23 protein-coding genes and 1 tRNA gene are annotated in these 26,445 nt (G+C 69.9%); 8 read left to right on the top strand and 16 right to left on the bottom strand.

Annotated features, from left to right (window positions below; all coding sequences use genetic code 11):
- Positions 1 to 38 precede the first annotated feature (38 nt).
- From DWB05_RS07635 to DWB05_RS07625, 3 genes are all read left to right on the top strand, one after another.
- Positions 39 to 2,213 (top strand): RNA degradosome polyphosphate kinase, encoded by a 2,175-nt coding sequence (locus DWB05_RS07635; RefSeq protein WP_232818464.1) that lies wholly within the window; start codon positions 39 to 41, stop codon positions 2,211 to 2,213.
- Positions 2,214 to 2,224: 11 nt separating this feature from the next.
- Positions 2,225 to 3,733: a Ppx/GppA family phosphatase gene (locus DWB05_RS07630; RefSeq protein ID WP_114376630.1), complete on the top strand. Its 1,509-nt coding sequence runs from the start codon at positions 2,225 to 2,227 to the stop codon at positions 3,731 to 3,733.
- 185 nt (positions 3,734 to 3,918) lie between these two features.
- The gene (locus tag DWB05_RS07625) at positions 3,919 to 6,060 is read left to right on the top strand and encodes a hypothetical protein (protein ID WP_157967127.1); all 2,142 of its coding nucleotides are present in this window, start codon (positions 3,919 to 3,921) and stop codon (positions 6,058 to 6,060) included.
- A gap of 137 nt (positions 6,061 to 6,197) precedes the next feature.
- Here DWB05_RS07625 and rnd read toward each other — a convergent pair whose 3' ends face one another.
- Complete coding sequence (gene rnd, locus DWB05_RS07620) at positions 6,198 to 7,397, bottom strand: ribonuclease D (RefSeq protein WP_114376628.1); 1,200 nt, start codon at positions 7,395 to 7,397, stop codon at positions 6,198 to 6,200.
- Positions 7,398 to 7,504: 107 nt separating this feature from the next.
- Here rnd and aspS point away from each other — a divergent pair, with 107 nt between their 5' ends.
- Entirely contained in the window at positions 7,505 to 9,289 is a 1,785-nt protein-coding gene (gene aspS, locus DWB05_RS07615) for an aspartate--tRNA ligase (protein WP_114376627.1), read from the top strand.
- Between the two features lie 32 nt (positions 9,290 to 9,321).
- On the opposite strand, the gene DWB05_RS07610 is transcribed toward aspS, so the two are convergent.
- Positions 9,322 to 9,996: a GGDEF domain-containing protein gene (locus DWB05_RS07610; RefSeq protein WP_198669103.1), complete on the bottom strand. Its 675-nt coding sequence runs from the start codon at positions 9,994 to 9,996 to the stop codon at positions 9,322 to 9,324.
- A 229-nt stretch (positions 9,997 to 10,225) separates the two neighbouring features.
- Between DWB05_RS07610 and DWB05_RS07605 the strand changes: the two genes are divergently transcribed.
- Positions 10,226 to 11,026 carry a cell envelope integrity EipB family protein gene (locus DWB05_RS07605; RefSeq protein WP_114376625.1) on the top strand — a complete coding sequence of 267 codons (801 nt, stop codon included), beginning with the start codon at positions 10,226 to 10,228 and terminating at the stop codon, positions 11,024 to 11,026.
- Between the two features lie 8 nt (positions 11,027 to 11,034).
- Here DWB05_RS07605 and DWB05_RS07600 read toward each other — a convergent pair whose 3' ends face one another.
- The 6 genes from DWB05_RS07600 to DWB05_RS07575 are packed head-to-tail and all read right to left on the bottom strand — an operon-like array spanning position 11,035 to position 17,440.
- Complete coding sequence (locus tag DWB05_RS07600; RefSeq protein WP_114376624.1) at positions 11,035 to 12,285, bottom strand: DNA polymerase IV; 1,251 nt, start codon at positions 12,283 to 12,285, stop codon at positions 11,035 to 11,037.
- A gap of 28 nt (positions 12,286 to 12,313) precedes the next feature.
- Positions 12,314 to 13,210, bottom strand: a complete 897-nt coding sequence (locus DWB05_RS07595; protein ID WP_114376725.1) for an ROK family protein — start codon at positions 13,208 to 13,210, stop codon at positions 12,314 to 12,316.
- Positions 13,210 to 14,847: an AMP-binding protein gene (locus DWB05_RS07590; RefSeq protein WP_114376623.1), complete on the bottom strand. Its 1,638-nt coding sequence runs from the start codon at positions 14,845 to 14,847 to the stop codon at positions 13,210 to 13,212. Before DWB05_RS07590 ends, DWB05_RS07595 begins: the two co-directional genes overlap by 1 nt.
- Positions 14,848 to 14,851: 4 nt before the next feature.
- Positions 14,852 to 15,217 carry a DUF6285 domain-containing protein gene (locus DWB05_RS07585; RefSeq protein WP_114376622.1) on the bottom strand — a complete coding sequence of 122 codons (366 nt, stop codon included), beginning with the start codon at positions 15,215 to 15,217 and terminating at the stop codon, positions 14,852 to 14,854.
- Positions 15,214 to 16,239, bottom strand: coding sequence for a phosphotransferase family protein (locus tag DWB05_RS07580; protein ID WP_114376621.1), 1,026 nt, complete (start codon positions 16,237 to 16,239; stop codon positions 15,214 to 15,216). Before DWB05_RS07580 ends, DWB05_RS07585 begins: the two co-directional genes overlap by 4 nt.
- A complete protein-coding gene (locus DWB05_RS07575) occupies positions 16,232 to 17,440 on the bottom strand; it encodes an acyl-CoA dehydrogenase family protein (protein WP_114376620.1) in 1,209 nt (402 codons plus the stop codon). The genes DWB05_RS07580 and DWB05_RS07575 overlap by 8 nt, the downstream gene beginning before the upstream one ends.
- 116 nt (positions 17,441 to 17,556) lie before the next feature.
- Between DWB05_RS07575 and DWB05_RS07570 the strand changes: the two genes are divergently transcribed.
- Entirely contained in the window at positions 17,557 to 17,805 is a 249-nt protein-coding gene (locus DWB05_RS07570; protein WP_114376619.1) for a sulfurtransferase TusA family protein, read from the top strand.
- On the top strand, positions 17,802 to 18,734 hold the full coding sequence (locus tag DWB05_RS07565) for a histone deacetylase family protein (protein ID WP_114376618.1): 933 nt from the start codon (positions 17,802 to 17,804) through the stop codon (positions 18,732 to 18,734). Before DWB05_RS07570 ends, DWB05_RS07565 begins: the two co-directional genes overlap by 4 nt.
- A gap of 48 nt (positions 18,735 to 18,782) precedes the next feature.
- On the opposite strand, the gene DWB05_RS07560 is transcribed toward DWB05_RS07565, so the two are convergent.
- The 4 genes from DWB05_RS07560 to DWB05_RS07545 form a co-directional block, all read right to left on the bottom strand.
- On the bottom strand, positions 18,783 to 19,802 hold the full coding sequence (locus DWB05_RS07560; protein WP_114376617.1) for a magnesium transporter CorA family protein: 1,020 nt from the start codon (positions 19,800 to 19,802) through the stop codon (positions 18,783 to 18,785).
- 74 nt (positions 19,803 to 19,876) lie between these two features.
- On the bottom strand, positions 19,877 to 20,515 hold the full coding sequence (locus DWB05_RS07555; RefSeq protein WP_157967125.1) for an exopolysaccharide biosynthesis protein: 639 nt from the start codon (positions 20,513 to 20,515) through the stop codon (positions 19,877 to 19,879).
- 72 nt (positions 20,516 to 20,587) lie between these two features.
- A complete protein-coding gene (locus tag DWB05_RS07550; RefSeq protein ID WP_114376615.1) occupies positions 20,588 to 22,564 on the bottom strand; it encodes a TRAP transporter permease in 1,977 nt (658 codons plus the stop codon).
- Positions 22,565 to 22,727: 163 nt separating this feature from the next.
- Positions 22,728 to 22,988: a twin-arginine translocase TatA/TatE family subunit gene (locus DWB05_RS07545; protein ID WP_114376614.1), complete on the bottom strand. Its 261-nt coding sequence runs from the start codon at positions 22,986 to 22,988 to the stop codon at positions 22,728 to 22,730.
- Between the two features lie 194 nt (positions 22,989 to 23,182).
- Here DWB05_RS07545 and DWB05_RS07540 point away from each other — a divergent pair.
- Positions 23,183 to 23,272, top strand: a tRNA-Ser gene (locus tag DWB05_RS07540).
- 108 nt (positions 23,273 to 23,380) lie between these two features.
- Here DWB05_RS07540 and DWB05_RS07535 read toward each other — a convergent pair.
- The 4 genes from DWB05_RS07535 to DWB05_RS07520 form a co-directional block, all read right to left on the bottom strand.
- Positions 23,381 to 23,710 (bottom strand): DUF3240 family protein, encoded by a 330-nt coding sequence (locus DWB05_RS07535; protein WP_114376613.1) that lies wholly within the window; start codon positions 23,708 to 23,710, stop codon positions 23,381 to 23,383.
- An 88-nt stretch (positions 23,711 to 23,798) separates the two neighbouring features.
- Positions 23,799 to 24,815 (bottom strand): sodium-dependent bicarbonate transport family permease, encoded by a 1,017-nt coding sequence (locus DWB05_RS07530; RefSeq protein WP_114376612.1) that lies wholly within the window; start codon positions 24,813 to 24,815, stop codon positions 23,799 to 23,801.
- A gap of 12 nt (positions 24,816 to 24,827) precedes the next feature.
- Positions 24,828 to 25,793 carry an NUDIX domain-containing protein gene (locus DWB05_RS07525; protein WP_114376611.1) on the bottom strand — a complete coding sequence of 322 codons (966 nt, stop codon included), beginning with the start codon at positions 25,791 to 25,793 and terminating at the stop codon, positions 24,828 to 24,830.
- Between the two features lie 225 nt (positions 25,794 to 26,018).
- A complete protein-coding gene (locus DWB05_RS07520) occupies positions 26,019 to 26,330 on the bottom strand; it encodes a 4a-hydroxytetrahydrobiopterin dehydratase (RefSeq protein ID WP_114376610.1) in 312 nt (103 codons plus the stop codon).
- Positions 26,331 to 26,445 lie beyond the last annotated feature (115 nt).

Here is a 26,445-nt window from a genome sequence, read left to right as displayed (position 1 = left end):
AGACGAGCGTGAGCGAGCGTCGCGAGCTCGCAGGCGAGGTGCCGAGCGAAACGATCACGGCCCCGCCCATCGGCATCGACGATCCGGCCCGCTTCATCAACCGCGAGCTCTCCTGGCTCGCGTTCAACGCGCGCGTCCTGGAGGAGGCGGACAATCCACGCCATCCGCTGCTCGAGCGCGTGCGCTTCGTCTCGATCTCCGCCAGCAACCTCGACGAGTTCTACTCGGTCCGCGTCGCGGGGCTCGTCGGGCAGGCGGCGGCGGGGCTGAACGTGGTGAGCCAGGACGGCCTCACTCCCGGTCAGCAGCTCGCCGCCATCCACACCCGCGCGCAGGCGCTGATGGCGGAACAGCAGCGCGTCTGGCGCAACCTGCGGGGGCTGTTGCGCGAGCAGGGCCTCGCCGTGATCGAACCGGGCGAACTGTCCGCCGAGGATCACGCCTGGCTCGCGCAGTGGTTCATGGAGCGGATCTTCCCGGTTCTCACCCCGCTCGCCATCGATCCGGCCCATCCGTTCCCCTTCATCCCGTCGCTGGGTCTCGTGATGGTGCTGAAACTCGCCCGCGGCGATGACGGCACGGTGATGCGCGCGCTGCTGCCCATCCCGCCGCAGGTCGACCGCTTCGTTCGCCTGCCCGATCGCGGTGGAATTCGTTTCCTCATCGTCGAAGACGTGATCGACCTCTTTCTCGATCGCCTCTTTCCCGGCTTCACGCTGGCCGGCCGCGGCATGTTCCGCATCATCCGCGATTCCGATGTCGAGTTCGAGGAAGAGGCCGAGGACCTCGTGCGGTCCTACGAGACGGCGCTGAAACGGCGCCGGCGCGGCCGTGTCATCCGCCTCAAGGTCAACCGCGAGATGCCGCCCGACCTGCTCGAGTTCGTCGCCGACGAGCTCGATGCGCCGCGGGCCGAACTTTTCGTCGTCGACGGCATGCTCGGCATCGGCGACGTCAAGCAGATCATCGTCGATGATCGCCCCGATCTCGTCTTCAAGCCCTTCACCGCCCGCTTTCCCGAACGGATTCGCGACTTCGGCGGCGACTGCTTCGCCGCCATCCGGCACAAGGACATCGTCGTCCACCATCCGTACGAATCGTTCGACGTGGTGGTGCAGTTCCTGCGCCAGGCGGCGCGCGACCCGAACGTTGTGGCGATCAAGCAGACGCTCTATCGCACGAGCCGCGACAGCCCGATCGTGCGCGCGCTGATCGAAGCCGCCGAAGCCGGCAAGTCCGTCACCGCCATGGTCGAGCTGAAGGCGCGCTTCGACGAGGAACAGAACATCCGCTGGGCGCGCGAGATGGAAGCGGCCGGCGTGCAGGTGGTGTACGGCTTCGTCGAACTGAAGATCCACGCCAAGGTGAGCTTGGTCGTGCGTCGCGAAGGTGGGGCGCTCCGCTCCTACGTGCACTACGGCACGGGCAACTACCATCCCTACACCGCGCGCGTGTACACGGATCTCTCCTTCTTCACCTGCGATCCCGATCTCACGCGCGACGCCGCACGGCTGTTCAACTTCATGACCGGCTATGCGCGCCCCGAAACGATGGACGCGATCGCCTTCGCTCCGGCCACCCTGCGCCCGCGCCTGCTCGAGCTGATCGAGGAGGAGATCGCGCATGTGCGCGCCGGCCGGCCCGGTACGATCTGGCTGAAGATGAACAGCCTGGTCGACGCGACGCTGATCGACGCGCTCTATCGCGCCTCGCAGGCGGGGGTGGACATCGCCATCGTCTGCCGCGGCATCTGCTGCCTCCGCCCCGGCGTTCCCGGCCTCTCCGAAACCATCCGCGTGAAGTCGATCGTGGGCCGCTTCCTCGAGCACAGCCGGATCTTCTGCTTCGGCAACGGCGAGACGATGCCGTCGCGTCGTGCCAAGGTGTTTATCTCTTCGGCGGACTGGATGCCGCGCAACATGGATTGGCGCGTCGAGGTGATGGTGCCGATCTTCAACGAAACGGTGCACGCGCAGATCCTCGACCAGATCATGGTCGTCAACCTGCAGGACGAGATGCAGACCTGGGACCTGCTGCCGACCGGCGCGTATCGCCGACGTGCCGCGCGCGAGGGCGCGGTGTCCGCGCACGAGTACTTCATGACCAATCCGTCCCTGTCGGGCCGGGGCAGCGCGCTGCACGGGCCGGCCGCAGTGAACGTCCCGCCCTCGGTGTTCGGCCGCGACCGCCCGGACCGCGTGCTGGAGGACTGAAGGTACCTGCCATGCACGCGCCCCTTTCGCCTCAGCCGCCGCGGCTCGGCGTGATCGATCTCGGTTCGAACTCCGTTCGCCTCGTCGTGTTCGAGGGACTGACGCGCAACCCGCAGATCGTGTTCAACGAGAAGGCGATCCTTGGCCTCGGGCGCGGCCTGCAAATGACCGGCCGGCTGAATGAGGAGGCGATCGCGCAGTCCGTCACGGTGCTGGAACGCTACGCCGTCGTTGCGGCTGCGATGCGGGCCGACCCCGTCGAGGTCCTGGCCACCGCAGCGGTGCGCGACGCGCAGAACGGGCCCGCCTATGTCGAGATGCTGCGTCGACGTTTTCCATCCTTGCCGATCCGCGTGCTCGGCGGCGAGGAGGAGGCGCGCCTCTCCGCGCTCGGCGTGCTGTGCGGGATCCCGCAGGCGGACGGCATCCTCGGCGACCTGGGCGGCGGTAGCCTGGAGCTCGTTCGGCTCGATCGCGGTGTCGTTCGCACTGCCACCTTGCCGCTGGGCGCGCTGCGGCTGATCGACCGTTCCGGCAATGACGTGGTGCGGGCGCGCGCCATCGTCGAGGAGACGTTGCGCGACATTCCCTGGCTTGCGGAGGGGGCTGGGCGCGACCTCTATCTGGTCGGCGGTGCGTGGCGAACGCTCGCTCGCATCCACATCGGGCAGACGGGCTACCCGCTCTCCGTTGTGCATCACTACACGCTCTCGCGCGAGGAGGCGCGCGACCTCACCGGCGTCATCACCAACCTCTCGCGCAAGACGCTCGAGCGCATTCCGGGCGTGTCGCGCCGCCGCCTCGACACCCTGCCGTTCGCCGCCGTGGTGCTGCGTCGGTTGTTGCGCGCCACTGGAGCCCGGCGCGTGGTGTTCAGCGCCAACGGCCTGCGCGAAGGGTGGTACGCCACGCATCTGGACCCCGAGGTTGCGGCCGAAGACCCCGTGATCGCAGCGGGGCGCGACCTTTGCCGACGTTTCGGGCGCAGCGAGGATCTTCCGCCCGCGCTGATCGCCTGGACGGACCCCATCTTCCCGGACGAGACGCCGGCGCTGCGACGCCTGCGCGAGACCGCGTGCTGGGTGTCCGACATCGGCGCGCACGAGCACCCCGAATACAAGGCCGAGCAGGCGTTCCTCCGCCTGTTGCGCCAACCGGGGATCGGGCTCGATCACCACGCGCGCGCCTTTCTCGCCCTCACCTTGGCGATCCGCCACGAGGCGGACCCGCTGGCGCCGTGGCTGGCGCCGGCGCGGGCTCTGCTCGACGTCGCCTCGGCCAAGCGCGCCGAGGTGCTGGGGGCGGCGTTGCGGCTCGCCTACACGCTGTGCGGCGGCACCTCCGCCCTGTTGGCGTTGACCGCGCTGCGCATGGAACAGGAGCGGATTGTGTTGAGGCTTGCGCGCGGCGGGGGCGTGTTCGCGGGCGAGTCCGTCTGGCGGCGGCTGGAGCGTCTGGCCGAGGCGGTGGGACGGGAACCGGCGACGGAGCTCGCGCCGGAGGCGGTGGCGGCGGCCTGAGCCCCCGCCCGTAGCCCGCCCGTCGCACGCTATCCCCCTCTCTGCCTTCGCCTGCTGTCCGCCGCCCCGGGCTTCCCCGTGCGCACGGCTCGGCCGCACGTTGATCGTTGCGAACGAAGCGCCGATACTTCTGCATGCGATCGTCTGCTGTCCGGGCACACCCGGGGGAGTTCGGGGGACTGGCGGTGGTCAGCGAAACGGAACAGCGGGAGCCAAGTTCGGCGTTCGTGGCGCTGGTCGCGCGCGCGCAAGACGATCTCCGCACGCTCGTCTACTTCAACGCCGCACATCCGACGGGGTCAGAGGACGACGACGCGTTGAAACCGGAGGACGCAGCTGGGGACGGGCAAGCGGCGCCGGCTTGGACGCCCGGCGCTCTCGGCACGCTTCTCACGCTCGATCCTGTCACCATCGCCAAGGACAGCGGCCGCGTGGTGGAACTGTTCAACGCGTACCGACGGGAATCGAACCGGGCGCAGAATTTCCATCCCGACGTGAGCGCCGACAGTATCCGCGTGACCGCCGGCTATCTGGGCTTGGTGGGCGATCGCCGGCAATTACATCGCCGCAACGGGATGTTCCCGGCGGTGCTGCTCCGCCTCGGCAGCTTGGCGGTGGTCTGGCAGCGCTCGCGGGAGTGGCCGGTCGACGCCGAGGGCCGCCACCGAGTGGTCTTCGCTCTCGGCCCGCTTGCCGTGGTCGCCCTGGACGGCGGACGAAGAGATGGCCAGGGGGCAGCGAGGTCAGGGCAGACCCGCGCGGCTTCGCCGGGCACCGCCGGCGTGGAGGCGGTCGCCGCGCCGAATGCGGGCAACGGTGCGGGGCGGGCGGCGCCCGAGGCGGCGGCCGGGGCAGGCGGCGTGGTCGGCCGCGGGCGGCCACCGCCGGGAGAGGAGGGGGGCGGAGGGGAATCGCACGGCACCGTGCCGCGCGGACTGACCGAGGCAAGTGCGCCGATGCGTTCGGCGGAGGCGGAGGCGGAGTTGCTGGCCTGGCGGATCAATCGCGGCCGCCTGCTCGCCGTCATCATCTTCGCGCTCACCCTGACCCTCTCGATTTACGCCACCATGGGGAAGCAGTTCCTCGCCGACCTGCAGAGGATCGAGAATGACTTGAAGGCGGTGACCGAGCAGGCGCAGAAGGATGCCGACATCCAGCGCGCGTTGGCGGCGATCACCGACGTGAGGCTGAAGGAGAGCACGGTCCTAATCCCGCTCAGTCATGCGCTTTGGCGCCTCGAGAAAAGCGCGCGTGAGGCGAACGTCCGCGGCTGGGTTGCCGATCCGTGCGGGAAACTGTTCCTGGTCTCCGAAGCGCGTGCCGCGTGGTCCGCCCAGTCCACGGACCGTACGATCACCCTCCAACCGGTTTCGAACCCCCTGAGGAAAGTCGATGCCAGTCCAAATCTCCACAACGGGCCGACGAACCTGTTCCTCGTTCTTGAGCCCCAGGACACCAAACTCGCCTCCGGATACGCGTGGACCGCACGCGTGAGGGATGAAAGGGGCAAGTCCGACGAGATCCGGACATACGCGATCGAAGCACGAGTTTTTCCGAATGAGCGGATCCGCGATTTCTGCTTCGCGTACGAGACGCTCGATGCGCAACGGAAGGCCGCATACGACGCCATCGACGGCTGGATGCGCCCGGCTCGGGCGGTGGCCGTCCTGCTGCCGACCGTCCTCTTCCAGGATGTGCCGCGAGTGGTTTTCAACGATTTACCGCGGTTCCTCGTTCACGACCTCCCGACCGGCATCGGCGATCTCCTCGCAAGGGCCGGCGGCGAGGTCGCGGCTTGGCTGAAAAGGCCCTCGGCAGCGGCGTCGTCCGTCGCCGACCCATTGTCGGACGCGAAGTCGGCCGACGCCGACGCGAACACGCCTCATGTTCGTTCTGGCAACGACGCCGCCAGGGGGCCGGCGCCGCCGAACCAAGTCCAGGCAGACCGCCCGCCGAATTGGCTTGCCTTTCACGTCTATCCCCAGGCCACGCTCGCCGCGTTGAGCACCTTCCTCCTGCCTGCCCTCTACGGTGCCCTCGGCGGCTGGATGGCGGCCGAGCGTTCGCTGCGTGGGCGCCTGCAAAGTTTCGCTCTCACCCGCACCGAGGGCCGCCTGTTCCTTCGCCGAATCTTGCTCGGCGCCGTCGTCGGCGGCATGATCGGCGTGCTTCTGTCCGGGCTGAAGCTGTTCGGCGACGGCAAGCTGTGGGCGGCGCTCGAAATTTCTGCCCTCGCCCTGCTCTTCGGGTTCGCCGGCGATCGCCTGTTCTCCCTCTTCGACAACCTGCTGCGGCGCATGATCGGTCCGGCCACGGCCGCACGCTGACGGAATGCCGCGCCGGGGAGGCATCGCCGGAGCCCCCCTCGCGGTGCAAGCACGCCCACAGCGGGCCAAACCCACGGCCGAGACCGTCCACGCCGCCGGCTGCCGTGGCACGACCCGGCCTTCGTCGCCCCCTCAGCTCAACCGGCCGCCGTTGATGGCAGAGGCACCAGGCTGACGCGCCGCCCCGCGGCGGAGAGCGCGACCTTGCCGGCCTTCAGCGCCAGCGCCGCCTCGCCGAACACGGCGCGACGCCAGCCGTGCAGGCAAGGAAGGTCGGGCTCGTCCTCCGCCGCCAGGCGTTCGAGATCCTCCGCCGAGGCGACGAGGCGCTGCGCCACGTCATGCTCCTCGCACTTCGCCGCCAGCAGCACCTTCAGCAACGCAACGAGCGCCGGCGAGGCCCGCCCGCCGTTGCGCCTCTCCTCCACTTCCGGCAGCGCCTCCTCGGGCAGAGCCTTCGCTGCAGAGATGGCCGCGAGCAGCGCCGCACCCGACTTCCCTTCCGCGAGCGAGCGGGGAAAACCCCGCGCGCGCAGGAGCCCCGCGACGTCCGACGGCGCCTGGGCCGCGACCTCCAGCACCGTCTCATCCTTCACCACGCGCTGGCGCGGAATGTTCAGGCGCTGCGCCTCACGCTCGCGCCAGGCGGCCACCGCGCGCAGCACCGCCAGGAAGCGGCGGTTGGTGCTGCGGGGTTTCAGCCGCTGCCAAGCCTCTTCCGGGTCGAGCCGGTAGGTGGCAGGGTCGGCGAGGGCAGCCATCTCCTCCGCCACCCAAGCGAGCCGCCCGCTGCGCTCCAGCCGGGCGCGCAGCTTGACGTAGGCGCGCCGGAGATGGGTGACGTCGGCCGCGGCATAGGCGATCTGCTGCGGCGTGAGGGGCCGGGCCGACCAGTCCGAAAACCGGAACGCCTTGTCGATCGTCGCTCCCGTCAGCGCGGCGATCAGCGCGTCGTAGCCGACCTGATCGCCGAAGCCTGCCACCATCGCCGCGACTTGGGTGTCGAACAGCGGCGTGGGCAGCCGACCGGTGCGGAGGTGGAAGATTTCCAGATCCTGCCGGGCGGCATGGAACACCTTGGTCACCCGCTCATCGTCGAACAGCGCATAGAGAGGAGCGAGATCGAGGCCCGGTGCGAGCGCGTCGATCACCGCCACGTCCTCGGGTCCCGCGATCTGCACAACGCAGAGTTCCGGCCAGTAGGTGCGCTCGCGCATGAACTCGGTGTCGACGGTGACGAACTCCGCCGCGGCGAGCCGGGCGCAAAGAGCGGCGAGCGCGTCCGTGGTCTCGATCAGGACGGGGTCGGGGAAGGCCGGCTTGGCACGCTGGCTCATGGGCGGCGCGCTTCTACACCCCCACTGCACGGGCACCAAGCGGGCGGCTTGACTTCCCCCGCCCGTGCCGGTTCCCTCGAGGCTCCGCTTCCAGCCCAGATCGAGCCATGCACCCCTACCGCACGCACACCTGCGGCGCGCTTCGCGCCGACCATGCCGGCCAGACCGTCCGCCTCTCCGGCTGGGTGCACCGCAAGCGCGACCACGGCGGCCTGCTGTTCATCGACCTGCGCGACCACTACGGCATCACCCAGGTGGTGATCGATGCCCATTCGCCCTTGCTGGCGGAAGCGGAACGGATCCGCCCCGAGAGCGTGATCACGGTCACCGGAACGGTGGTGCGGCGCACGCCCGACACCGTGAACCAGAAGATCCCCACCGGCGAGATCGAACTGCGCGCGGAGGCGATCACCGTGCAGTCGGCGGCCGAGGTGTTGCCCATCCAGGTCGCGGGCGATGCTGAATTCCCGGAGGAGCTGCGCCTGCGCTACCGTTTCCTCGACCTCCGGCGCGAACGACAGCACCGCAACATCGTGCTGCGGTCGCAAGTCATCGCCTCCATCCGGCGGCGAATGATCGAAGCCGGGTTCATCGAGTTCCAGACGCCGATTCTCACCGCCTCGAGCCCGGAGGGTGCGCGCGACTTCCTCGTCCCTTCGCGGCTCCATCCGGGCAAGTTCTACGCCCTGCCGCAGGCGCCGCAGCAGTTCAAGCAGCTCTGCATGGTGGCGGGCTTCGACCGCTACTTCCAGATCGCGCCGTGCTTTCGTGACGAGGATGCGCGGGCGGATCGTTCGCCGGGCGAATTCTACCAGCTCGACTTCGAGATGAGCTTCGTCACCCAGGAGGACGTGTTCGCCGCGATCGAACCGGTGCTCGCCGGCGTGTTCGAGGAGTTCGCGAACGGCCGCAGCGTCACACCCCCACCCTTTCCGCGCATCGCCTACGACGAGGCGATGCTCGCCTACGGCACCGACAAGCCCGATCTGCGCAACCCGCTGCGCATCGCCGATGTCACGGAAGCCTTCGCGGGCTCGGGGTTCGGCCTGTTCGCGCGCGCCATCGAGAAGGGGGCGGTGGTGCGCGCCATCCCCGCCCCCGGCGCTGGCGCGAAGCCGAGGAGCTTCTTCGATCGGCTGAACGAGTGGGCGAGGGCGGAAGGTGCGGGCGGTCTCGGCTACATCGTCTTCGAGGCTGGCGAGGCGAAGGGGCCGATCGCGAAGAATCTCGAGCCGGAGCGCAGCGCGGCCATTCGCCGCCGGTTCGATCTCGCGGATGGCGATGCCGTGTTCTTCGTCTGCGCCGCACCGAAAGAGGCCGCCGCCTTCGCCGGCAAGGTGCGTCTCCGGCTCGGTAGCGAGCTCGACCTCGTCGAACGGAACGCGTTCCGCTTCTGCTGGATCACGGATTTTCCGATGTACGAGCGGAACGAGGACACCGGCGCGATCGAGTTCAGCCACAACCCCTTCTCCATGCCGCAAGGTGGGCTCGAGGCGCTGAACACGCAGGACCCGCTCACCATCAAGGCCTACCAGTACGACATCGTCTGCAACGGGGTGGAGCTCTCCTCCGGTGCCATTCGGAACCACGACCCGGAGATCATGCTGCGCGCCTTCGAGATCGCGGGCTACAGCCGCGAGGAGGTGGAGGCGCGCTTCGGCGGCATGCTCAACGCCTTCCGCTACGGCGCGCCGCCGCACGGCGGCTCCGCCCCTGGAATCGATCGCATCGTCATGCTGCTGGCGGATGAGCCGAACATCCGCGAGGTGATCCTGTTCCCGATGAACCAGCAGGCCGAGGACCTGATGATGGGGGCACCGGCGCCGGTGCCGCCCGAGCGGCTGAAGGAACTGCACATCAAGCTCGACCTGCCGCCGCCGAAGCCGCGCTGAGGCGGGACGACAACGCGACCTGCGTCCCTCGTTCAGGCGGCGCGGCCAGCCCGCTTCTCGGCGTACATGGCACGGTCGGCCAGCGCGAGCAGGGCCTCAGGCTCCTCCTCGCCGGTGAAGGGAGCGATGCCGACGGAGAGCCCGAGCGAGAGGCGCTCGCCCTGCCAGTCGAACGCCGTGCGGCGCACCGTGGCGGCGAGGCGGGCGGCGAGCGCCAAGCCCTGATCCGCCCCGACGCGCGCCATGACCACCGCGAATTCATCCCCGCCGATTCGCGCAACGGTGTCGGTCGCGCGCACGGCATCGCGAATGGCGCGAGCGGTGGCGAGAATGGCGGCATCGCCGGCGGCATGGCCGAGGCGGTCGTTGATCGCCTTCAGCCCGTCCATGTCGCAGAACATCAGCACCCCCGGCTCGCGGTGGCGGGCGGCCTCGGCGAGCCGCTCCGCCAGCCGGCGAGCCAGACCGCGCCGGTTGAGCAGGCCCGTCAGCGGATCGGCCTCGGCCAGCCGCTCGAGTTCGCGAATGCGCGCCGCCTGGGCGCGGATCACCTCGCTCGCCCTGAGAGCGATCCGTTCGGCACGGGCGAGCAACATCCGACAGGGGTCGCCCTCGGGCAACGCGGCCGCGGTGTCGGCGAACAGGGCGGCAAGCGGATCGGGCAGATCCTTGGCGAAGGCGGCTGCGGTGGCGCCATCGAGCGGCATGGTCGTCCTCGCGTGCATCGTCACGACTGACGCGGAAGGCTTGGCAAGGGCCGTGCCAGGCCGGAAAGCCCGCGTCAGCACCCAAGTAGGCGGGTGCCATGCCGCTCCCGGCAAATCCTGCCGCGCCCCGCTTGCCGGGGCGGCAGAAGCGACCCGGCTCGCGCGGAAGCCATGGGCAGGCGCCCCGTTTCTCGCCTACTCTCGCACGCGCCCGTTCATCGAGTGACCCATGCACCGCATCCGACCTCTGCTTGCCCTTGCCGCCATCGCGGCAGTGATTGCCCCCTCCGTCCCGGCCGAGGCCGTCTCGCTGATCTCGCATCGCGCGGGCTATCGGCTCACCCTCGACACCACGCGCCCGAGCCAGGACGTGGAGAGCGCGGCGGGGGCGATGCTCTATGAGGTGGTCGATCGCTGCGAAGGCTGGACGGTGGAGCAGCGCTTCACGTTGCAGGTCGTCTCGCGCAGCGGCCAAGCCTACGAGATGGCCTCGGACTACGTGACCTGGGAGGAGAAGGACGGCAGCCGCTTCCGCTTCCGGCTGCGGCAAGCCACGGACGGAACGGTCGTGCAGACACTGATCGGCGAGGCGCGCATCGACCCTGTAACGTCTGCCGGCGAGGCGCGCTACACGGCCCCGGACCAGCAGACCGTTGCCCTCCCGCGCGGCACGATGTTCCCCATGCTGCACACGCTGCGCTTGCTGGAGGCGGCCGAGCGCGGAGCGCGCGTCTTCCCCGCGCCGATCTTCGATGGCACGGAGGAGGATGGCGCACGCGACACCAATACGGTGATCATCGCCCGCCTCGCCCCCGATGCTTCGCACGCTCAGCCGAAACTCCGCGCGCTGCCGTCGTTCCGCGTCCGCATCGCCTTCTTCGATCCGCAGGGCAGCGGTCAACCGGAGTACGAGGTCGGCATCCGCTACTTCGTCAACGGTGTCGCGGACGACCTGCGGATGGATTTCGGCGAGTTCGCGGTGCGCGGAGAGCTCGTCGAGTACGAGGAGCTGCCGGGCGGCTGCAACTGACGCCCCGCTCAGAGCTCGCGCCCTCGCCGCACCGCCGCGGGCCCAAAGCGCGCACGCAAGCTGGCGATCGCCTCCGCCCGCGCCTTGCGCCGCGCCCGCTCGGGGTCGGCGAGATCGGGCGGGTCGGCCACTTCGGCCGGCGCCAGCGGCTCCGCCCCGAGCCCGAGCAGGCGATAGCGCACCTCGCCCACCTCGCGCGCGAGCAACGGCGTGGCCGCCTCGAACAGCACCTCGGCGAGCTGGGTGGGAAAAGCGAGCCGTGCGTGGCGACTGCGCGTCACGAAGCGATCCGTCCTCAGCTTCAGCACGACCCCCGCCGCGGCATGGCCCTTCGCGGTGAGACGCGCGGCGAGCCCATCGGCGAGACGCCACAGCGCCGTCTCGAGCGAGGCGAGGTCCGAGAGGTCGCGGTCGAAGGTCGTTTCGATCGAGATCGATTTCGGTCGCCGATCGGGCACCACCGCGCGATCGTCCTCGCCACGGGCAAGCCGCACCAGCGCCGGGCCGTGCCTCGAAACACGCCCTGCCTCGTCGGGGGCGAGCGCGGCGAGCGCGCCGAGCGTGGTGACCCCGGCTGCCGCGAGACGCGCCGCCGCTTTCGGTCCGATACCGGGCAAGGCGGACACCGGTAAAGGCGCGAGCACCGATCGGGCCTCGCGCTTCCCGATGACGGAGAAGCCCCTCGGCTTGTCCCGCTCCGCCGCGAGCTTGGCGAGCAGTCGGTTCGGCGCGAGCCCGATCGAAACGGTGAGGCCGAGCTCGTGTTCGACCGCGCGCGCGAACCGGGCGAGCGCCACCGCGGGTGGGGCGCGATGCACGGCCTCGGTCCCCGTCAGATCGAGCACGGCCTCGTCGATCGACAGGGGCTCGACCAACGGCGTGAGCGCCAGCATCCGTTCCCGCAAGGCCCGGCCGACCGCGGCATATTTCGCGAAGTCGGGGCGAATCACCACCGCCTCGGGGCAGAGCCGGAGCGCCTTGAACATCGGCATCGCCGAACGCACGCCGAAGCGGCGCGCGACGTAGCAGGCTGCGGTGACGACGCCGCGACGCCCGCCGCCGACGATGACCGGCCGGTCGGCGAGATCGGGCCGATCCCGCTTCTCGACCGCAGCGTAGAAGGCATCGGCATCGATGTGCGCGATGGCAAGGCGAAACAGGTCCGGGTGCGCGACGAGCGCCGCCGACCCGCAGGCAGCACACCGGCTCTCGTCGTCGCCCGCGCCGAACGCGATGCAGTCTCGGCAGAGCCAGGGCACGCCCCCTCCCCGCCCCCACCGGCTCCGCTCAGCCCTCCCCCGGCCCCCAGAGCCAGGCGGCACCGCGCACGCCGGAGGAATCGCCGTGCTTCGCCTTCAGGATGGGGGTCGTGACCACGTCGGAGAAGACGTAGGGTCGAAGAAGCCGGGGCACCACCTCATACAGGTGATCCATGTTGGAAAGTCCCCCACCGAGCACGATCGCGTCCGGGTCGATCAGATCGATCACCACGGCGAGCCCGCGGGCGAGGCGATCGGCATGGCGGGCGAGCGCGGCGCGCGCCCGCTCCTCGCCGGCCGCGGCGCGGGCCGGGATCGAGGTGGCGTCGCGCGCACCGGGCCCGTCGCAGTCCTGGGCGAGCCCCGTGCCGCTGATCCAGGTCTCCAGGCAACCGTGGCGACCACACCAGCAGCGTTGCCCCGGGGTCTCGATGGCGGAGGGCCAGGGCAACGGCGTGTGCCCCCATTCGCCGGCGATCGCGTGCGGGCCCGTCAGCACGCGCCCCTCCACCACCACCCCGCCGCCGCAACCGGTGCCGAGGATGACGCCGAACACGACGCGCGCCCCGGCGGCCGCGCCGTCGGTCGCCTCCGACAGCGCGAAGCAGTTGGCGTCATTCGCGATGCGCACCGGGCGCCCAAGCGCCGCCTCGAGGTCGCGGTCGAACGGCCGACCGTTGAGGAAGGTCGAATTCGCCCCTTTGACGAGGCCCGTGGCGGGGCTGAGGCAACCCGGCATGCCGATGCCGACGCTGCCGCGGGCCTGCGTGGCGCCGTCGGCCGCCGCGACGAGGTCGGCGATCATGCGCACCACGGCCTCATAGTCGCCGGGGGTGGCGGTGCGACGACGGTACCGTTCCGCCCCCGTTTCATCGAGCGCGATGATCTCGGTCTTCGTCCCGCCGAGATCGATGCCGTAGCGCATCATCCCGCCGCCTCCGCGCCCGCCTCGCCGCGCAGGCGCGCGCGCAGGGCGAATTTCTGGATCTTGCCCGTCGCCGTCTTCGGCAAGGGGCCGAAGGTGACGTGCCTGGGCACCTTGAAGTGGGCAAGGCGGTCGCGACAGAAGGCGATGATCTCCTCGGCGGTGATGTCGTCCTCGCAGCCGGGCTTGGGGGCGATGAAGGCGTGCGGGACCTCGCCCCAGAACGGATCGGGGTGCGCGACGACGGCGGCTTCCATGACCTTGGGATGGGCGTAGAGCACCTCCTCCACCTCCAGGCTCGAGATGTTCTCGCCGCCCGAAATGACGATGTCCTTCGCCCGGTCCTTCACCTCGACATAGCCGTCCGGGTGCATGACGCCGAGATCGCCGGTGCGGAACCAGCCCTGGTCGAACACCGCCGCGTTCGCCTTCGGGTTGCGCAGGTAGCCCTTCATGATGGTGTTGCCGCGAATGGCGATCTCACCGATCGTGGCCCCGTCCGCCGGCACGCGTTCCGCCCGATCGCGCGCGAGCACGGCGACCTCCTCCAGGGTGGGAAGCCCCACCCCCTGCCGGGCGAGGAAGGCAGCACGTTCGGCGAGCGGCCGGGCGTCGAGCCCAGGCTGCCAGGCGTTCATCAGGCTGGGCCCGTAACATTCCGTCAGCCCATAGAGATGCACGATGTCGAAACCCATCGCCTCCATCGCCGCGATCACCGGCGATGGCGGGGCGGCCCCCCCAGTCGCCGCCGTCACGCGGTGCGGAAAATTGCGACGGGCTTCGGCCGGTGCGTTGATCAGCATGGTCAACACCACCGGCGCCGCGCACAAGTGAGTCACCCCATGTTCGGCGATCAGCGCGAAGACACGCGCGGGCTCCACCTTGCGCAGGCAGACATGCACGCCGCCCTGCAGCGTCACCGCCCAGGTGTAGGTCCAACCGTTGCAGTGGAACATCGGCAGCGTCCAGAGATAGACGCTGCGCGGCGAAAGCCCTAAGGAGAGCGCGTTGCCGCAGGCGTTGAGGTAGGCGCCGCGATGGTGGACGACGACGCCCTTCGGGTCACCGGTGGTGCCGGAGGTGTAGGACAGGCTGATCGCATCCCACTCGTCGGCGGGCGGCGAGACGGGGAACGACGGATCACCGGAGGCGAGCAGGGCCTCGTATGGCATGGCGTCGATCGCCGCCCCGTCGGGGCCCTCCGGATCGTCGATCACGACCACGATCGGCGGCGTGTCGAGCTCCTCGAGCGCCCGGGCGGCGATCGCGGCGTATTCGCGATCCACCAGCAGCACTTTCGCCCCCGAATGGGCGAGGATGAAGCGGATCGTTCCGGCATCAAGCCGGATATTGATCGGGCACAGCACGGCATTGGCCATCGGCACGCCGTAGTGCGCCTCGAGCATCTCGGGGATGTTCGGCATCAGGGCGGCGACCACGTCCGCGCGGCCTACACCGAGGCGCACGAGGCCTGAGGCAAGGCGACGCGCGCGTTCGAGGAGTTCGGCATAGGTGTACGCCCGAGCCCCATGCAGCACGGCCGGACGCGCGCCCCACGCATGCGCCGCACGCCTGAGGAACGAGACGGGGCTCAGCGGCACGAAATTCGCCCCGTGCTTCGGCAAGTCGTCTTCCATGGCGTCATCCTCCCGCGAGCGTCTTCGGTGCGCTCGTTTCGCATCGGAGCCGAGCGAGATCGGCGAGCAGTGCGGCCACGACGTCGTGCCGTTCGCTTCCCGGGTCGGCAGCGCCGGAGCGGATCAGCGCGCAGAGCCCGGCCCAAGGGTCATCCACCCTCCCGCCAAGCGCGGCGGCGCGCGGCTCGAGTGCCGCGAGGCGGGAGGGATCGACGGCGATCATCCGCTGCGCGATGCCGAGCGCGTTCGCCACCATGCGCGCGGCCAGCCGATGCGTCTCCGGCAAGGCGGGCAGGAGTTCCTCCAGCACGGTGGCGCGCGCGATCGCGAGCAGATCCGCCGCGTCGGGGCGTTCGAGCACGCCGCTCATGCCGCCCGCTCCAGGGCCGCCTCGCGCGCCGCCACCTCGCGCAGGATATGCCACTCGAGCTCCGGCACGATGTGCGGCGTGAGTGCCAGTTCGAGCGAAGGCTCGCGACCGGAGAGGTGGCGCGCCCCTTGCGCCAGCGCGATGGTCGCCCAGCGCAGATGGGCGGCGAGTTCCCACCAGGCGACGCGCGCCGGATCGGGCGCCGCACCGCCCGCCTCGACATAGCCCGCGTACAGTGCGGCGCGAGAGCCGACACCGCCAGCCTCCATGGCGAGATTGCCGAAACGCCAGCAACGGGCGCACAGCCAGCCGAGATCGGCGTGCGGGTCGCCCCAGCCGGCGAACTCCCAATCCAGCACGGCCGCGAGCTCCTGGTCCGTCCAGAGAATGTTCCCGGTGCGGAAGTCGTTGTGGCAGAGCGAGGCCGCGATGGGGCCGGGCGCGGTGCGGCGCAGGTGGCGCAAGCCCCACTCCAGGATCGGGTGCGGGCCGGCGGCATCGAGCGCGCGCTCCTGTTCGGCGCAGAAGGCGAGGCAAGCGTCGGCCGGGGGCACGCCGAGGAAGGCGAGATCATCCCCCGCCGGGCGCAGGCTGTGGATGCGGGCGAGTTCCCGCCCCATCGCGCGCGCAGCGGCCTCGCGCCCGCCACCCACCGCGTCCCACTTCACCACGCGGTGCGCCGCGGCGATGCCCTCGACCCGGCGCATGACGAGGAACGGCGCGCCGATCACGCCGGCATCGTCGCAGGCGAACAGCGGTTCGGCGACCCTCACGCCGGCGGCATGGGCGGCACGGAGCAGCGCGAATTCCTCCCTGCGCCCGTGCGACATCTCGAGTGTGGCCGGGTTGTCGGTGCGCAGGACCCAGCGTTCCTCCCGCCCGTCGCCGCGGCGCACGGTGAGACCCCAGTTCTGCTGTATGGCGCCGCCGGACAGCCGCTCGAGCGCGGTGATGGTGAGGCCGGCGTCGTCGGCCGCCCGCGCGAGCCACGACCGCAGGCGCTCGCGACGCCCCTCATCCATCGCGGCGTGCTCCCCAGGCGAAGAAGTGCCTCCCTTCCCGGCGCAGGAAGCCTGCCAGCACCATGCGGTGCACCTCCGAGGCGCCATCGACAAGCCGCGCCTGGCGGGCGTAGCGGTAGATCCACTCCACCGGCGTGTCCTTCGAGTATCCCTTGGCGCCGAGGAGCTGGAGCGCCGTGTCCGCCGCGCGGTGCAGCGCATCAGCCACCACCACCTTGGCCATCGAGATCTCCTTCCGCGCGAAACTCCCTTGATCGAGCGCCCAGGCCGCGCGCATGACGAGCAGACGGCCGATCTCGATTTCCATCGCGGCTTGGGCAAGCAGGCCCTGCACGCTTTCGCGATCGATCAGCGTCATCCCGAAAGACCGTCGGCGCGCCACGTGATCGGTCGCGATTTCGAGACAGCGGCGCGCGAGACCGAGCCAGCGCATGCAGTGGGTCAGACGCGCGGTGCCGAGGCGGATTTGCGTCACCTTCAGCCCGTCCCCGACACCGAGCAGGCGCTGCGAGTCCGGAATGAGCAGTCCGTCGAAGACGAGCTCGCAGTGCCCGCCGTGCTCTTCGGGGCCCATGATCGGAATGCGCCGCACGATCGACCAGCCGGGGCTTTCGGCGTCGAACAGGAAGGCGGTGAGGCCCTTGCGCTCATCTTCGGAGGTGCGCGCGATGAGGATGAAGATCTTCGCGTTCTCCGCCCCGGTGATGAACCACTTGCGGCCGGTGATGCGCCAGGCGTCGCCCGCGCGTTCGGCGCGGGTATAGGTGAGGGAGGGGTCGGAGCCGCAGCCGTCGGGCTCGGTCATCGCGAAGGCCGACTGCACGCGGCCGTCGATGATCGGCTGCAGCCAGCGTTCCTTCATCTCCTCGGGCAGGATGCGCTCCAGCAGCAGCATGTTGCCGTCGTCCGGTGCGGCGGCGTTGAACACGACGGGGCCGAAGATGGAGCGGTTCATCTCCTCGTAGGCGACCGCCATGCCGACGCGCGACAGCCCCCCGCCGCCGCGCGCCCTCGGCATCGCCAAGGCCCACAGCCCTTCGCGCTTCGCGTCCTCCCGCAGGCGCGCCAGCAAGGGAGGGGCGAGGTTCTCGTGCGCGTCGTAGGAGGCAGGGTCGGCCTCGAGGGGGATCAGCCGCTCGTCGACGAAGCGGGCGATGCGCGCACGCAGCTCCTCGAGTTCGGCCGGCAAAGCGAAGTCCATCGGTCCTCCCCGTGCGGCGGTTCAGCCCGTCGTCCCGTACCGAGGTGCCACGGCCTGGAGGTCGGGGGCAAGACGCCGGGCTTGCCGAGCGCGCAGCGGCTGCGCACCATCGGGGCATGGAGGAAACGACCCTCGACCTCAAGGGCCTCACCTGCCCGTTGCCCGTGCTGCGCGCCAACAAGGCGCTGCGCACCCTACCCGATGGGGCACGGTTGCGCGTGCTGGCGACCGACCCGGCGTCGGTGGCGGATTTCCGCAACTACTGCGAAACGACCGGGCACGCGCTGATCGCGGTGAGCGAGGCGCAAGGGGTGTGGTCCTTCGTCATCCAGAAGCGCGGACGCTCCGCTGAGGGTTCGGCATGACGGTCGCCCTCTTCACGCATCCGGCCTGCCTCGACCACGACACCGGTCCCGGCCATCCGGAGCGGCCGGATCGGATCCGCGCCATCGAGCGGGCCTTGGAGGCGGAGGAGTTCGCCACCCTCGCCCGCGAGCAGGCGCCGCGCGCGACGGTGGAGCAGCTCACACGAGCCCACCCGCAGCGCTATGTCGAGGGGATCCTCTCGATCGCCCCGCCGATCGGCGAGAGCGTGATGCTGGACGGCGACACGGTGATGAGTGCAGGGTCGCGCGAAGCGGCGCTGCGTTCGGCCGGGGCCGCGGTCGCCGCCGTCGATGCGGTGATGGAGGGTTGGGCGCGGGCGGCGTTCTGCGCCACGCGCCCGCCCGGCCACCACGCCGAGGCTGCGCGCCCGATGGGGTTCTGCCTGTTCTGCAACGCGGCGATCGCGGCGCATCATGCGCGGGCGCGCTGGGGGGTGGAGCGGGTGGCAGTGCTCGACTTCGACGTCCATCACGGCAACGGCACCCAGGCGATCCTGGAGGACGACGGCAACTTCTTTTACGCCTCGAGCCACGAGATGCCGCTTTTCCCCGGTACCGGGCATCCGCACGAACGCGGGGTCGCCGACAACGTGCTGAACGTGCCGCTCGCCCCACTGACCGGCGGGCCGGAGTTCCGCGCCGCGTGGGGAGACGCGATCATTCCGGCGGTGCGCGCTTGGCGGCCCGATCTGATCATCCTCTCGGCCGGGTTCGATGCGCATGAGCGCGACCCGCTTGCCACCCTGCAGGTGCGTACGGCCGACTTCTCGTGGCTCAGCCGCGCGCTCGTCGAGCTCGCGGATGAGCTGTGCGGAGGGCGTATCGTTTCGATCCTGGAAGGCGGATACGATCTCGTCGCGCTTCGCGAATGCGCCACCGTGCACGTGCGCGCGCTGATGCGAAGCTGAGGGGCGCTCTCGACCGCACGTTCCCAGTCCTGCCATCCGGCGGCGCGACTACAGCCAGCCCTTGCGGCGGAAGTAGAGAACGGGCAACACGGCCGAAACGATCATCAGCACCAGCGCCAGGGGATAACCGATCCCCCACTCCAGTTCGGGCATGAACTGGAAGTTCATGCCGTAGATGGAGGCGATCAGCGTCGGCGGCATCAATGCGACCGCGACCACCGAGAAGGTCTTGATCACCGCCGTTTGCTCGATGTTGATCAGGCCCAGGACCGCATCGAGCAGGAAGGTCGCCTTCTCGTTGAGGAAATGCGCGTGCTCCTGCAGGCCCCGCACGTCGCGCGCCAGCGTCTTGATGCGCGGCTTGTTCTCCTTCCGTATCGCCGTCTCCTTCTCGGCGGCTATGAAGGCGAGGATGCGCGAGAGCCCGACCAGCGTGTCGGAGGCGCGCGCCGTTGTCTCACCCACCTGGCCGAGCGCGATCAGCGCATCCTTCAACGCGGCGTCCTTGGCCGAGGCCGTCTCGCGACTCTTCGCCAGCTTGAAGGCGGCGTGGCTGCGGCGGTCCATCTCCGCCCCGACGCGTTCGAGGATGTCGGCCAAGCGATCGACCACATGCTCGAACAGGCCGAGCATCACCCCGTCCGAGGTGGTCAGCATCGATGGGTTCTTCTGCGCCCGCGCGGCGAACATACCGAAGGCCTTGGGGGTGGCGTGGCGCACGGTGACCAGAGTCTGGCTCGTGAGCACGAAGGTGATCGCCGCCGAGCCGAGTTCCCCCGTCTCCGACCCGTACATGAAGGGGGCAGTGAGGAAGAGCACATCGCCTTCGCGATAGAGGCGCGACGAGGCCTCGATCTCCTGCTGCTCCTCGCGCGTCGGCAACTCCGCGCCGATCAGCCGCTCCACCAGCCGCTCCTCGGCTTCCGTCGGTTGCAGGAGGTCGATCCACACCGGCAGGGCGGGTGGCGGCGGCGGCTGATCGGGCAGCGCGGCCGGCGCGTAGGCCAACGCGGGCAAAGCTTCGCCGACGATCAACTGGCCGGCTTCGACGCGATAGGTGGTGATCATCCGGGCCCCCGCTCATCCCTCACTGCCCCGCCTTCTAGCGAAGCGCCTTTGTCTTCCGAAAGTCGAAAGCAGGCTCAAACGTAGCCGAGAAGCCGCGCGCCCAGGCCCACGATGGCAAGCACGATGGCGATGTCGATGGCGATCGCGAGCAGCAGCACGACGATCGAGACCACGAACAGGCGCCGGTCCGCCTCGATCAACGCGACCGACATCACCACGATGGCAAGCGCCGGTGCCGGGTTGCCGAAGGGAATGGGCAAGGCGAGCAAGGTGGCGTTGATGGACAGCAGGACCGCGGCGACCACCTCGACCGTGCGGTTGGGCAGCGGCAGCGTGCCGGGACGGACCCGTGCCTCAAGCCGGGCGAGCCACGGCTTGGCGCGTAGGATCACGGCCTCGAGGGCGGCGCGTGGGACGCTCCGTTCGCGGATCACCTTCGGCAGCACGGGCTGGGGGTAACCCGCCAGCATCATCAGCGCGAGCAGGATGATCGGGGTCCCCAGCACGCCCGACAGCCCGGGGATCGGCGCCGGGATCAGGTTCGGCAGGGCGAGCACGAGCATGAGCAGCCCGTAGCCACGGTCGCCAAGGGCGCTCAGCAGGTCGCCGATGGCGATCCGCTCGGCGGGCCAAGCGCGGCAAAGGTCAAGCAGCAGGTCGGATGCGCGCTTGCGCTCGCGCTGGGCCGTGCCCGGCGGGTCTGGGCTCCGCATCGCTTGCTCGCGCCACTCCATCGGTCGGCCGCGACCCTGCCAGCCCGCCCTTGGCCAGGCAACCGCTCAGCGTCAGGCAAGCGCTCGCGAAGCCCGGACACGCTGCCACAGCGCGATGGCGGCACCGAGGGCGACGCCGAAGACGTCCGTGTAGCCTTCGGGAATGATGCAGAGCACCGCGGCGGCGCCGCACGCAAAGCGCAGCGGCAGGGAAAGACGCCCGGCCAGCCAGCCCTCGGTTGCGCAGGCCAGCAACACGACGCCAAGGAAGGCGGTGAGGAAGGCCTGGGCGACGGCAAGCAGCGGCCCCTGCGCCAGCAGGGCGGGGTTCAAATAGAACATGTACGGAACGATGAACGTCGCCATGCCGAACTTGAGTGCAGTGAGGCTGGTGCCCCACAGGTTGCCGCGAGCGAGCCCGGCAGCGGCGAAGGATGCGAGCGCCACCGGCGGCGTGATGGCCGACAGCACGGCGTAGTAGAAAATGAACATGTGGGCGACGAGCGGCTCCACACCCATGCGGATCAGCCCCGGCGCGACCACGGCAGCGGCGATGGCGTAAGCCGCGGTGGTCGGCACGCCCATGCCGAGAATGAGGGCGACGACGGCTGCAAACGTGAGGGCGAGCACCGGCATCGAGCTTCCGAGCTCGAGCAGGATGGTGGCGAAGCGGCCGCCGATCCCCGTCAGCCCGATCACGCCGGCGACGATGCCGGCCGTGGCGCAGACGGCGATGAGCTGCAGCGCCTCGCGGGCGCCGACCCACAGCGCTTCGCAGATCGCCTCCCAGAGCTGCAGCACACTGCCGCCGACGGCGGCAAGCACGCCTTCGCCCTGCAGGAAAAGACGATGGGCGAGGAACGTTCCGGCCATGATCACGATGGTGGCGGCAATGCCAAGGCCCGCAGCGCGAAACGGCGAGTAGCCGGACAAGAGCGTGGCGATCAGGATGGCGAGCGGAGCGAACAGGTAGGCCCTGACCAGCAAGGCCCCGAGCGGCGGCAGTTCCGAGCGCGGCAAGCCCCTGAGCCCCGCCTTCAGCGCATGCAGGTCGGCATGCATGAAGCAGGCGACGTAGTACAGCAGGGCCGGAATGATCCCGGCGATCAACACCTCCGTGTACCGTACGCCGAGGATCTCGGCCATGATGAAGGCGCCCGCGCCCATGACGGGGGGCGCGAGCTGGCCGCCCGTCGACGCGGTCGCCTCCACGGCACCGGCAGTGTCCGGATCGTAGCCAGCCCGTTTCATCATCGGAATGGTAAAGGTGCCCGAGGCGACGACGTTGGCGACCGACGAGCCGGAAACGGTGCCGAACATGGAGCTCGCCACCACCGCCACCTTGGCCGGACCACCGCGCGACCAGCCGACGAGCGCCATGGCGAGGTCGTTGAAGAAGTCGCCCGCGCGCGAGGTCTGCAGGAAGGCGGCGAAGGTGACGAACATGATGATGAAGGTGGCGGAGACCGAGGTGGTGATGCCGAAGATTCCCTCGGTGCCGATGAGGAAGTTCAGCGCCTCGCGCCACGGCACGCCGCGGTGATAGAGCGCACCGGGCAGCCAGGGGCCGGCAAAGACGTAGGCGATGAAGACGAGCGCGATGATCGGCATCGCGAGCCCCGCCGTGCGCCGCGCGAATTCAAGGAGGATCAGCAGCGCGGCGAGCCCGATCGCGGTGTCGCGCCAGTTCGGGCCGAGGAACGAACGCATCTCGATGCCATCCGCATCGAGGACGAAGTGCGCCACGACGGCGACCGAAGCGGCGATCAGCAGCCAGTCGTACCAGGGAATGCGGTCGGGTCGCCCCCGCTTGTGCGCGGCAAACAACCCGAGCCCAAGCACCGCGCCGAGGAAGACATGAATGGGGCGGCCGATCGTGGGGTCGATCGGCGAGACGAGCAGGACCCAAAGGTGGAAGGCGACGAACGCGATGCCGAACCAGCGGAAGGCGGAGGCGAGAAGGCCGTCCAGGCGGCGGCGCAGGGACGGCGCTTCGAGCTCCAGGATGCGGTTGGCCTCGTCGCGGTCCTGGGCAGTCGCCTGTGCCATCCAGTCCCCCCTTGTGCTCCAGCTGGGCAGCGTCGCCGGCAGCCAGAGCGGCGTGCGTGCTCGCGGCGGCGTGAGGCCGGAGACTATGGCAGAGCGGACGTCAATGGAACGGCCAAGCCGGACCGGCGCCGCGTGGCGGCGCCTCCGTCAGTGGCGGCGACTGTCAGCTGCGCGGCGCCGAAGACGAGGCCGCTTCCGCCTGACGGGCCGCCGTCTGCGTCTCGGGGCCCGGCAGGGTACCCGAAGGCTTGGCCTGCGCGTCGGCGGCGGTCGTCGTCTCCTCCTTCTCGTCCTTCAGGTTTTGCCGGAAGGACTTGATCCCCTTGGCGAGGTCTCCCATCAGCCCGCTGATCTTGCCGCTGCCGAACAGCAGCAGGATGACCAGCAAGACGACGAGCCAGTGCCAGATGCTGAAGGTACCCATCGCGTGTTCGTCCGTCCCGAAGTGGATGGCGGCAACCGGGACCGCCCCGGCGTTTTCGCTTATGTGGGGCGGACACTAGCCGAAGCGAAGGGGCCCGCGAAGGGGGAGGGAGCGGTTTTGCGCCGCCAGGCAAGCCATGGCCGCGTGCAGGGCCCTTGTCGGCTGGCGTCGGCGCTGCGATTGTCCGCGCATCGGGAGGGATGGCCGAGTGGTCTAAGGCGCGCGCCTGGAGAGCGCGTACACGGGCGACCGTGTCGTGGGTTCGAATCCCACTCCCTCCGCCAGCTGCCCGCAGCGGGGGTGCAGGTCGAAGCCGTCGATGGTCCTGACCGCCCCGGCAGGCCGAGGACCAGGCGGAAAGCCTGCCGCGGGCGCCGGACGAAAGCCTGACCTCACTCCACCCCTTCCATGCCGCGGGCCGTGACCTTGCGCGGCATGATCGCGATGTCCTGCACGATCGCCTTCACACGGTACCCCCCGCGCATCAGCGCATCGATGTCCTCGAGCACCCGCTCGAGCCGCTGTTCCGACATGATCACATAGATCAGCACGTTGCTGTCCACCCCGAGCATGCCCGAGCGCAGCCCCGTCGTGCCCGCCCCGGTGCAGGGAACGAGGGTGTAGCCGCCGATCTCGCGCCGCTTCAGCGTGTCGATGAGCAGGCGCTGCAGTTCGACCGGGGCGATCAGGGTGAGGAGTTTCTTGTTCTCGAGGGGGCGCATCGCCGGCTCCTTGCACGTCCGCCAGGAAAGAGGCCCTGAGGGTAAGTCCTCCTCGCCTCTCCCGCCATTCCCGCCGGGGCGTGGCTCGTCAACGCCACATGAGCTCCGAGATCGCGTGGTAGAGAGGGATTCCCGCGATGATGTTGAACGGGAAAGTGAGCCCGAGCGCCATGGTGAAGTAGATGCCCGGCCGCGCTTCCGGCACCGCATAGCGCAGGATGGCGGGCACCACGATGTAGGAGGCGGAAGCCGACAGGGCGGCGAGCAGCACCGCATCGCCCTGTGCGAGGGAGAACGCGCGCGCCAGGAGGAGCGCGAGCGAGCCGTAGACCATCGGCGCGATCAGCGCGAAGGCGGTCAGCACGTGCTCGAGGCGGAACTCCTTCTCGCCGAACTGGCGGCCGACGACCAAGCCCATGTCGAGGAGAAAGAACGCAAGGATCCCTTTGAAGAGGTCCGCGAACAGCGGCTTCAGCTGCTCCTGGGCTTGCGCGCCGGCAAGGACGCCTATGATCAGGCTGCCGACCAGAAGAACATGACCGCCATAGGCGACCGCCTCGTAGATCGTCCTTCGGAGCGACAGCGCCGGGATGACCTCGTCCTGCACCACGGCCGCGGACAGGGACTGGGCGGCCGGCGCCGTCTTCGCGCGCAGCACGCTGGCCAGCATCACGGCGAGGATGATGGCTGGCGTTTCCATCAGCACCATGGCGACCGCCATGTGGCCGCCGAACGGGATGCCGTTCTTCGTGAGGAACTGCTGCGCGGCGATGAAGGTGACCGCGCTGACCGAGCCGTAGGTGCCGGCGACCGCGACGGCGTTGAACGGGTCGACGAGCCGACGCAGCATCAGGAACGTCAAGATCGGCACGAGGATCGCCATGATCAGCGCGGCGAGAACGGCGAGCGCCCCCGACGTCGACAAACCCTCGACAGCGAGCGTGGTACCACCCTTCAGGCCGATGGCCACCAGCAGGTAGAGGCTGAGGAACTTCGTGACCGGCTGGGGAAGCTCGAGATTGGAACGGATCAGTCCGGCGACGACGCCGAGAACGAAGAAGAGGATCGCCGGATCGAGCAGATTCCGCGCAGCCGCCTCGAGCATCCCTCCCTCCTCTCAGGCCGCGGCTTGCCGCCGCTGGCCGCTTGCGTGCCCGACGGTCGAAGCCGTGCCCGATGAGGCGACCTCGGCGAGCGTGTGCCAGGCGCCGAGGCGCCGCCCGTCAGCGCTCTCCATCCCCGCAGTCGGACCGTCGCGCAGGAAGACCGGACAGGGTGGCAGGCCATGCAGCCAAGCGAGCGCGCGTTCCGTCGGAGCGTCGATCAGCAGGGCATCCGCTCCCGCCGCCGCTGCCGCCGCGACATCGGCAGCGGAGGCGCAGGTCGCGAAACGGAGAAACGGGGCGCGCGCCGTCGGCACCGGAAGACGGTCGGGCATATCGGCCACCCCGGCGGCCCCCGCCTGGATTGCCGCCTGCAGATCCCCCCGCACCAGCACGACACCGCCCGCACCGCGCGCAAGCCCGACAAGGCGACGCGCCAGCATGCGTCGTGGCGCCGGAGCGAGCTCGGGTTCGTCGACCAGAAGGGCGGCGCGGCCGGCGGCGGCCAAAGCCGGCGCAAGCGCCAACGCGGCGTCCATCGCGTGCGGGCCGGCGCGCGTACTGAGGATCACCGGCGGCAGGCCGAGCACCGCCATCACGCGCAGGTTCGACGGCAGGATCGGCCCGACCTCCGGGAAGCGAGGATCAACCCAGGCGATGCGCTGACCTTCCCGCCCCTGCGCGGTCCCGCGCCAAGCGGTGACGAGGAAGAGGTGCAGGCGAATGCGCCGGGTGGCGAAGAGGTGCTCGTGAACCGCGAAGGGCACGAGGGCGAGAGCCTCGAGCCCCACCTCTTCGGCAAGTTCGCGCGCCGCAGCTTGCGCCGGCGTCTCCCCGTCCTCGATCTTGCCGCCCGGCAGTTCCCAGAAGCCGGGAGAAAGCTGGAAGGCCTGACGTTCGGCGAGCAGGACCTTCCCGGCCTGATCCCGCACGATCGCAACACCGGCGTCGATCAGGGGGCGCGGCCAGCGCGTGGACATCGCTCGATTCCCCCTTGCTGCCCTGCCCGCGGGACCGACCCGGCGGTCAGTCCGGCCAGACCTCCGGGCCGATCGCCGCCGAACGCCGAGGAGAAGACGGCGGGGCGGCGGGAGCGGACTCGATCCGCTCAGCCAGCGCCGTGGCGTCGGCCGCCGTCGTGGGCCCCGATGCCCGGCGACCAGCGCCTGCCTTGCCGGTCGCCCCGCCTCGCTTCGAGCCCCCCGTCACGACGATTCCCCCTCCAGGAGGGCCGCCACCGCGAGGGCGAACCGCGCTGCTTCCGCCGCCGCCTCATCACCCTGCCCTTCGAGGTGAATGGTGACGTTGACGTGGCGGGAGGCGAAGTTCAGATCGGGGTAGCGGCCGGTCTGCTCCGACAGTTTCGCCAGGCGATCGAGAAAGGCGGAGGTCGCGGCGTAGTTGGGGAACTCGAAGCGGCGGAACAGGCTGCCGCCCCGGCCGATCACCGACCAGCCCTCCGGGATGTCGCTCACCGCCTCGCCTCGACCATCCAGCAGCGTGACAGCGCCCGTCATGAAACGGGCGGCTGCCCGTCAGCGACCGGAGACTTCGGCAGGATCTGCTCCACCTCGGCGTGCGGGCGGGCGATGATGTGCGCCGCCGCCAGGCCGTCGCCGACCCGCTCGCAGG

This window comes from Elioraea thermophila (ex Habib et al. 2022) (assembly GCF_003336755.1).
GTDB lineage: Bacteria > Pseudomonadota > Alphaproteobacteria > Acetobacterales > Acetobacteraceae > Elioraea > Elioraea thermophila.
Note: the sequence above shows the minus strand (reverse complement) of the source record. Positions and strands in the feature narration are given on the sequence as shown.